The following is an 8,168-nucleotide window of genomic DNA, read 5'->3' as shown; positions in this document are numbered from 1 at the left end:
GTGCCGGGCGGTAGCGTGACCAGAGTAAAAGCACGGTAAAACGCGCTCGTCAAGCGGCTGCCCGGACCGTCTGGGCGATCCTTTTCGGACTTTCCCGCCCACCGGCCCTCCATGGCTCCGGAAGCCCCGTGACCGGCCCTATGCTCTACACGTCTGTAGAGCACGGGAGCCTCCCTCGGCGTTCCCGCGCTCCCCCGTACCCCTCGTACGCATGTAAGGGAGTGGACGCCGCCATGGTGTTCAAACGACTGCTCGGCTCGCTCGGCGTGGGCGGCCCAACCGTCGACACCGTCCTCACCACCGGGGCGACCGCTCCCGGCGGCCCCCTGTCCGGCCAGGTCCATCTCAAGGGCGGCAGCGCCGACTTCGACATCGACCACATCACGCTGGAACTCGTCGCGCAGGTGGAGGCCGAGCACGAGGACGGCGAGGAGGAGCGCGTCGTGGCCTTCGAGCGCTTCACCGTCGGCGGTGGCTTCCGGCTGGCCGAAGGCGAACAGCTCAGCGTGCCGTTCACGGTCACGCTGCCGTGGGAGACGCCGATCACCGAGCTGTACGGGCAGAGCCTGGGCATCGTGCTCGGCGTGCACACGGAGTTGTCGGTCGCCGGAGCCAAGGACAAGGGGGATCTCGACCGGCTCCTGGTGAGCCCGCTGCCGGTGCAGGAGGCGATCCTCGAAGCGTTCGGACAGCTCGGCTTCGGCTTCCGGTCCGCGGATCTGGAGTACGGCCGTATCGGCGGCACCGGCCAGCAACTCCCCTTCTACCAGGAGATCGAGCTGACCCCGCCGCCGCAGTACGCGCACGCGGTCAACGAGATCGAGGTGACCTTCCTCGCCACCGCGGGCGGCATGGAGGTGGTCCTGGAGGCCGACAGGCGCGGCGGGCTGTTCTCCGACGGGCACGACGCACTCAACCGGTTCATGGTCGCGCACGACGGAATCCACCACCAGGACTGGCGGGCGCTCGTCGAGGGCTGGCTCCAGCAGTTGATCGAGCACCGGTCGGCCTACGCGGCGGGCTCCTCGTACGGGCACGGCGATCCGTACGCCGGACAGCACGGGCACGGGCACGGCCACCACGATGACCAGCATCACGGCGGCGGTCACCGCTCCGGACCGGGCCTGGGAACAGCGGTCGCGGTGGGCGCGGCCGGGCTCGCGGTCGGCGTCGTCGGGGGCATGGTCGCCGCCGAAGTCGTGGACGAGGCAGGGGACTTCTTCGAGGGCGACAACGACGAGGACGGCGATGACGAGGGTGGTGACGACTGATGTTCGGGATCAGCGAGATCGCGATCCTTCTGATCGTGGTGATAGTTCTCCTGGGTGCCAAGCGCCTCCCCGATCTGGCCCGTTCCGCCGGGAAGTCGGCCCGCATCCTCAAGGCCGAGGCGAAGGCGATGAAGGAGACGAAGGAGAACGAGGGTGAGGCGGGGGCGCCCCGGGTCGTCCGCGGCGAGACCGTCGGCCGGCAGGACGCCGTGGACCCGAGGCCGGACGCGGGGCAGCAGCCCCAGGGCCGCGCATAGGACGCAGCCCGACCGGAGCCCGATCCGCGCTCCCTCTCCCGAGTGCGGATCGGGCTCCGGGCTCCGCCGGGGCCCGTGCGCCTTCGGACCCGCACGCCTCCCCGGACCACGTAAGCCTGCGAACCCGTTCCGGTGAGCGCTGTTCAGCGGTCAGGGCCCCCAGCCGAGCTGCCACAGGCGCAGGGTGCCGTCCGAGCTCCCCGACAGGAGGAACCGGTCGTCGGGGGTCAGCGCGATGCCCCGGGCGTCCTCGGTGTGACCGTCCAGGGTCCGTACACAACGCCCCGTCGACGTCTCCCGGATCCGGATGCGGCCGTCGTCCTCGCCCGAGACGGCGAACCGCCCGTCCGAGGTCAGCCGGACCGCCAGGACCTCGCCGGACCGGTCCTCCGGGTCCTCCAGCGACGCGGGATCCCGTACGTCCTCGAAACCCCGGACGAACTCGCCCGTGACGGCGTCGATCAGCCACAGCGTGTGACCCCGGTGGTCGCCGCCCACGAGCACGCGACGGCCGTCCGCGCTCAGGCACACGGAGTCCACCCACGAGTCCGGGTGCGGGAAGACGGCACACGTGCCGCCGTCCAGGTCCCAGACCCGGATCTCCCCGTCCGCCCCGGCCGACACGGCCCGCCGCGCATCCGGGGCGAGCCACACCGCGTTCGGCCAGACCGCGTGCCCCCGCAATGTCCGTACGCATGCTCCGTCGGTGAGGTCCCACATCCGCAGGGCACGGTCCATGCAGATGCCCAGCGCGAATCGGCCGTCGGCGCCGACGACGACCGCTCCCCGGTCGCTGCTCGCGCCGGTGCTCCGATCGTGGTGCGGGCCCCTGCTCAAGGGGTGCAGGTTCTGCGGGTTACGGGTGTCGAACCGGCTCACCCAGCCCGTCATGGTGGCTCGGAGGATCTTGCCGCCGCCGCTCGCCACCACTTTCCGCCCATCGGTCCAGAGGCCCGAGCAGCCCGCGCCGTCGACTCCCAACTCCCGCAGGAGGGTGCCGGTGGTGAGGTCCCACAGCCGTGCCGGACCCGATCCCCCGCCGGACAGGCCGAACCGTGCGTCGGGAGAGATCGCGACCAGGCCTGCGGGGAGGACCTCCGGCAATGTCCGCAGCAGCGTCGCTTCGCACGGTCCGTCCGGTCCCGGTGCGCGCGCCGCCCGTGACGCCGATTGCTGTCCGTCCACGATCCCCACCCCGTCACGTCCGGCCGAACGGTCGCGGCCAAGTGTGCCCGAAGCGGCCGGCACACGGGGTCCGGCGGGGTCTACGCCCAGGGGCGGTGGACTGCGGCGGACCGCCTATGCCTTGAGGTCGGCGGCGATCGGCCGGTGGTCGCTGGCGGTGGCGGGGAGGGTCCAGGCATCGGTGGGGGTGACGCCCCGGGTGAGGATGTGGTCGATCCGGGCGATCGGGAAGGCCGCGGGCCAGCTGAATCCGAAGCCGGTCCCGGTCTCGTCCGCGACCGACGTCAGCCGGGACGTCAGCGGCGCGAGGGCGCGGTCGGTGGTGGCTCCGTTGAGGTCGCCCAGCAGGAGGACCTTCTTCTGCCGCTCCTGGTCGACCGCCCGGTCGAGAGCGGCGAGCGTCTCGTCGCGGCGCGCGACGGCGAAGCCGGACGCGCCGACCCGGACCGAGGGCAGATGGACCACGTATACGGCGAGGGGACCGTTCGGCCCCCGGACCTGGGCGCGCAGCGAGCGGCTCCAGCCGGGATCGATGGTGACGCGCCGGGACTCGGTGATGGGGTAGCGGCTCCACAGGGCGACGGTCCCGATGTGCACGCGGTGGGTGAGCCGACGGTCCAGCACCTTCCGGTAGGCGGGCAGGGCCTCGTCGGTCACTTCTTCCAGGGCCACGAGGTCGGGGTCGGCGGCCAGCAGCGTACGGGCGGTGGCGGCGGGGTCGGAGTTGGCGGCGTTGACGTTGTGGGTGACCACGGTCAGGTTCGGCTCGGTATCGCTCCGTCCGCCGACGTACAGGGACGCGAACATGGCGGACCAGACGGCGCCGAGCAGCAGGGTGGCGACGACGGCCGGCACCGACCTGCGCAACAGTGCGGCCAGGAGCAGCGCGGGTACGGCCAGGCCGGTCCAGGGCAGCACGGTTTCGAGCAGGCTGCCGAGGTTGCCCGGCGAGTTGGGCACGAGCGAGTGACAGACCATCACCAGCCCGGTCACCACGGCGACGGCGCTCAGGATCCGGTCCCGGCCCCACCCCTGGCCGAATCTGCCGAACCGGCTGATCGGGCCGGACAGACGGCCCAGCCGACCGGGCGGCCGTCCACCCGGGGCCGGTACTCCCACCACAGGAACGGAATCGGACGAAGCAGGACAGGCGGGAGAGGGATCGGAGGAGACAGGGTCGAAGGAGTCAGGGGCGGACGGGAGAGGACCGGACGGGAAAGGATCGGGGGGCGAGGAGGCAGGGTCGGAGAATCCGCCTCCGATGTACACATCCGGGTAGGGGTCCTCGCGCAGATCGGCCATGACATGTCCTTCGGAAGAGGGCTCGGACTCACGGGGGCTGAGCACGGTGCCGGTCAGCCGGCCGCGTTGCTCAGGGGCGCCGGGCAGGTACCACCGGGGCGGGTCAGGAGCTCGAAGTGCCACATCTCGTTGTTGTAGACCTGGCACAGGCCGTAGTCGGAGCCGTTGCGGATGAGCCAGTCGTCGGCATCGGTGGGGCCGATGTCGACCGCCTTCCCGGAGACGTGCGTCGACTTCTGCGGCGTGTTCACGAACTGCCTCGCCTTCTCGGCGCTCCCGTACTTCTCGATGCCCTCGTCCAGCAGGCGCTGCTGGTGTTCCTTGCTGCGCCATCCCGAGGTGACCCGGAATTCGATGCCGTCGTCGCGGGCGTCCCGGGCCGCCTGCTGCACTGCCTTCAGCAATCGTTTGTCCAGCCGGGCGATGGCCGGGTACCGGGTGTCGAAGGGGGTGAACCGACGGCCGTCCGGGGTGCCGCTCTCGTCGGCGCCCTCCGGGGTGGCCTCGGCGGTCGCCGCACCGCCGCCCGGCGGCCGGCCCGCCGTCGCGTCGGCGTGCGCGGCCGGTTCGCTCCGGGTCGTCAGGCCCCATGCCGCCGTCAACGCCACCACCAGGACCGCGCCCACTCCTGCCGCTGTCCGGCCGGGCAGGCGGCGCGCTGCCGTGGCGGACCGGCTCTCGGCGGGGTTGTCGTGCATGGTGGCCTCCGGGCATCTCGTACAGCGCGGCGGGTGCCGCGGACCGATGCCCTCAGTGAACGGTGGGCCGTGTTGCCGGACCGTTTCGATTTCCCGATACGTTTTCGATATGCCCGGACCGCTCAAATGGGGACGGTCATCCCGGACCGCTCGAACAGGGGCGGCCGGACGGACCGGCGACCTGCCGGGTGAGGCACAGAGCAGGAGAGGCCGTATGCGGGTGCTGATTGTCGAGGACGAGCTGTATCTCGCCGAGGCCGTGCAGGCGGGTCTGAGGCTCGAAGCCATCGCCTCCGACATCGCCGGGGACGGCGACACCGCCCTGGAACGCCTCGATGTGAACGAGTACGACGTCGTCGTGCTCGACCGCGACATCCCCGGCACGCACGGCGACGACGTGTGCCGGGCGATCGTCGAGCGGCGGCTCGGCTGCCGTGTGCTCATGCTGACCGCGGCGGGCCTCCTGGACGAGAAGGTCGCGGGGTTCGAGATCGGCGCCGACGACTATCTGACGAAGCCCTTCGACCTGAAGGAGCTGGTCGTACGGCTGCGCTCGCTGGCCCGCCGCCCCAAGGACAGCACGCCTCCGGTCATCGAGTGCGCCGGAATCCGGCTGGACCCGTTCCGGCGTGAGGTCTTCCGCGACGGGAGATACGTGGCGCTCACCAGGAAACAGTTCGCCGTGCTGGAAGTCCTGATGACCGCGCGCGGCGGTGTCGTCAGCGCGGAGACGCTGCTGGAGCGGGCCTGGGACGAGAACGCCGACCCGTTCACCAACGCGGTCCGCATCACCATGTCCACGCTCCGCAAACGCCTCGGTGAACCGTCGGCCATCCACACCGTGCCCGGTGTCGGCTACCGTCTCGGCGAGCCGGCCGGGGACGACCGGTGAACCGCCGGCCTGCACCGTCCGGTCGGCCGCGGCGGCTGACCGCCCGGATGAAGCTCACCCTCACGTACGCCCTGTTCGTCGTCGTCGCCGGGGCGCTCAGCCTGATCGTGGTCTACCTGGCCATGCGCTTCGTGCCGTACTACCCGCTGGCGGACGTGAACCCGCAGGCCGCGGCCATCGCCACCCGCCCGGACATCCTCCGGGCCCTGGCCAAGGCGTCCGGCATCGCTCTGCTGTTCCTGGCGCTGGTCGGGCTCGGCGCCGGCTGGCTCATCGCGGGCCGCGTCCTGCGCCCCCTTCAGGACATCACCCGGGCCGCCCGCCGGGCCGCCCACGGCTCCCTGGACCACCGAATCGGGCTCACCGGTCCGCGCGACGAGTTCACCGAGCTCTCCGACACCTTCGACGACATGCTCGGCCGCCTCCAGCGGTCCTTCGACGCCCAGCAGCGCTTCGCCGCCAACGCCTCGCACGAACTGCGCACACCGCTCGCCGTCAGCCGCACCATGCTCGACGTGGCCGTCGCCGACCCCGACGGCCAGGACTACCGCCGACTCGTCTCCCGGCTCCGCGAGACCAACCAGCGCGGCATCGACATCACCGACGCCCTGCTGCGGCTCTCCGCCCTCGAACACACCCCGCCCGCCATGGAGCACCTGGACCTCGCCGACACCGCCCGAGCAGCCGTCGAGGCCGTCCGCGAGGAAGCCGGGGCACGGGACATCACGCTCTGCGCCGACATCCGTGCGGCCCCGGTCACCGGCAACGGCGTACTGCTGCGCCAGCTGACCCTGAACCTGCTCCACAACGCCGTACGGCACAACCTGCCCACCGGCGGCACGCTCTCCCTGACCACCGGCCCCGACCCTGCCCGGCCCGGCCGCGCCCTCCTGACCGTCACCAACACCGGACCGCGGCTGGACGACACGGTCGACCGCCTCACCGAGCCGTTCCTGCGCGGCAGCGGGCGCCTGGCCGAACAGGACTCCACCCGCCGCGGCCACGGCCTCGGCCTGGCGATCGTCGCCAGCATCGTCCGCGCCCACCACGCGGACCTGACCCTCACCGCCAACCCGGGCGGCGGGCTCACCGTCCGCACGTCCCTGCCCGGCGCCCCGGGAGGCAGCACGGGAACCGACGGAAGCCAAGCGTCCGTCTGAAGAGGCCCGGTGGCCGGCGCCTACGCACACCGTGTCCGGCGTGTCGCCGATGACGAACACCCGGCACCGGTCGGAGCCTGAAGGCATGACCGACCCGACTCAGGACCCCCGCTTCCTGCAGGACCCGTACCCGGCCTATGCGGTCATGCGGTCCAAGTGCCCGGTGCAGGCCGTCCCCACCGGCTCCGGTGGACACACCGGCTACCTCGTCACCGGCTAGGCGGAGGCCAGGGAAGCCCTCGGCGACGCCCGGCTCTCGAAGGACACCGCCGCCTTCTTCGCGGACAAGGGGTCACGACGTCGTCTGCACCCCGCGGTGGCACACACCATGCTGGCCAGCGACCCTCCCCGGCACACCCGGCTGCGCAAGCTGGTGACCAAGGCGTTCACGACAGGAGCCGTCGCGGAGCTCCGTCCGTTCATCACCCGCGTCACCGACGGGCTGCTGGACCGGTGGCCCGTCGGTGAGCGCTTCGACTTCGTGGCCGGCCTGGCGATTCCACTGCCCGTCATCGTGATCTGCGAGCTGCTGGGAGTACCGGAGGACGACCGGCCCGACGTCCGGCGCTGGTCCGGAGAGCTGTTCTCGGCCGGGAGGCCCGACTTCATCGATACGGCCTCGCATGCCATGGCCGACTACATGACGGGCCTCATCGCCGCCAAGCGCCTGCACCCCGGCGGCTCTCTCCTCGACCGGCTCATCGCGGCTCGCGACGGCGACGACGACTGCCTGAGCGAGGACGAACTGGTCTCTCTGGCCGTGCTGTTGCTCGTCGCCGGACACGAGACCACCACCCACTTCCTCTCCAACGCCCTCCTGGCGCTGCTCCGGCACCCCGACGGGCTGAACCGCCTTCGGGAGAACCCGGACGAGATCCCGGCCGCGCTGGACGAACTGCTCCGCTTCGATTCCCCCGTGAGTACGGCCACCTTCCGGTTCACCACGGAGGCCGTCACACTCGGCGGTACCGACATCCCCGCCGGCGTCCCGGTGCTGATCGGCCTCGGAGCCGCCAACCGCGACCCGGAACAATTCCCGTCACCCGACCGACTCGACCTGGACCGGGACACCACCGCCCATCTCGGCTTCGGCCACGGCATCCACCGCTGCGTCGGCGCTCCCCTGGCCAAGGCCGAGGCCGAGATCGCCCTGCGGGCGGTCCTGGACCGGTTTCCCGCGATCCGGCTCGCCGTACCGCCCGGCCAACTGGCATGGCATCGCACGCGACTTGTCCGCGGTCCGGAGTCGCTGCCGCTCTTCACCTAGGCCTCTCGTTTGGATCATGCCGGGCCGGCCCGGCATCGAGGCTGCGTAGCCGCTCATGACAGGCGGGCATTAGGGTGCGATGAGAGGTATGTGCGCGTCCGTCCCATGCCGGAGCGACAGGCTCCGGGTCCGAGCC

7 protein-coding genes and 1 pseudogene are annotated in these 8,168 nt (G+C 71.6%); 5 read left to right on the top strand and 3 right to left on the bottom strand.

Translation table 11 applies throughout. The annotated features are described in order from the left end of the window. The first annotated feature begins 233 nt into the window (after positions 1-233). Entirely contained in the window at positions 234-1,271 is a 1,038-nt protein-coding gene (locus EES42_RS30305; RefSeq protein WP_124721456.1) for a sporulation protein, read from the top strand. Next, positions 1,271-1,528 carry a Sec-independent protein translocase subunit TatA gene (tatA, locus tag EES42_RS30300; protein WP_124721455.1) on the top strand — a complete coding sequence of 86 codons (258 nt, stop codon included), beginning with the start codon at positions 1,271-1,273 and terminating at the stop codon, positions 1,526-1,528. Before EES42_RS30305 ends, tatA begins: the two co-directional genes overlap by 1 nt. Before the next feature lie 150 nt (positions 1,529-1,678). Here tatA and EES42_RS30295 read toward each other — a convergent pair whose 3' ends face one another. From EES42_RS30295 to EES42_RS30285, 3 genes are all read right to left on the bottom strand, one after another. Continuing rightward, a complete protein-coding gene (locus EES42_RS30295) occupies positions 1,679-2,713 on the bottom strand; it encodes a WD40 repeat domain-containing protein (RefSeq protein WP_124721454.1) in 1,035 nt (344 codons plus the stop codon). A gap of 114 nt (positions 2,714-2,827) precedes the next feature. Further along, on the bottom strand, positions 2,828-3,832 hold the full coding sequence (locus EES42_RS30290; RefSeq protein WP_241196663.1) for an endonuclease/exonuclease/phosphatase family protein: 1,005 nt from the start codon (positions 3,830-3,832) through the stop codon (positions 2,828-2,830). A gap of 236 nt (positions 3,833-4,068) precedes the next feature. Next, on the bottom strand, positions 4,069-4,713 hold the full coding sequence (locus EES42_RS30285) for a M15 family metallopeptidase (RefSeq protein ID WP_124721452.1): 645 nt from the start codon (positions 4,711-4,713) through the stop codon (positions 4,069-4,071). Positions 4,714-4,927: 214 nt separating this feature from the next. On the opposite strand from EES42_RS30285, the gene EES42_RS30280 reads away from it, so the two are divergent. From EES42_RS30280 to EES42_RS30270, 3 genes and pseudogenes are all read left to right on the top strand, one after another. Next, positions 4,928-5,605: a response regulator transcription factor gene (locus tag EES42_RS30280; protein WP_124721451.1), complete on the top strand. Its 678-nt coding sequence runs from the start codon at positions 4,928-4,930 to the stop codon at positions 5,603-5,605. Positions 5,606-5,652: 47 nt separating this feature from the next. Beyond that, positions 5,653-6,765, top strand: a complete 1,113-nt coding sequence (locus tag EES42_RS30275; protein WP_124721450.1) for a sensor histidine kinase — start codon at positions 5,653-5,655, stop codon at positions 6,763-6,765. Positions 6,766-6,850: 85 nt separating this feature from the next. Next, positions 6,851-8,032: pseudogene (locus EES42_RS30270) on the top strand (cytochrome P450). Positions 8,033-8,168: the final 136 nt, after the last annotated feature.

The organism is Streptomyces sp. ADI95-17, from assembly GCF_003846175.1.
In the GTDB taxonomy this organism is placed as follows: domain Bacteria; phylum Actinomycetota; class Actinomycetes; order Streptomycetales; family Streptomycetaceae; genus Streptomyces; species Streptomyces sanglieri.
Note: the sequence above shows the minus strand (reverse complement) of the source record. Positions and strands in the feature narration are given on the sequence as shown.

Excerpts from the sequence above, each read along its gene's own strand:
- EES42_RS30305 (WP_124721456.1), top strand. The coding sequence starts at position 234 with ATGGTGTTCAAACGACTGCTCGGCTCGCTCGGCGTGGGCGGCCCAACC.
- EES42_RS30280 (WP_124721451.1), top strand. The coding sequence starts at position 4,928 with ATGCGGGTGCTGATTGTCGAGGACGAGCTGTATCTCGCCGAGGCCGTG.
- EES42_RS30275 (WP_124721450.1), top strand. The coding sequence starts at position 5,653 with ATGAAGCTCACCCTCACGTACGCCCTGTTCGTCGTCGTCGCCGGGGCG.
- tatA (WP_124721455.1), top strand. The coding sequence starts at position 1,271 with ATGTTCGGGATCAGCGAGATCGCGATCCTTCTGATCGTGGTGATAGTT.
- EES42_RS30285 (WP_124721452.1), bottom strand. The coding sequence starts at position 4,713 with ATGCACGACAACCCCGCCGAGAGCCGGTCCGCCACGGCAGCGCGCCGC.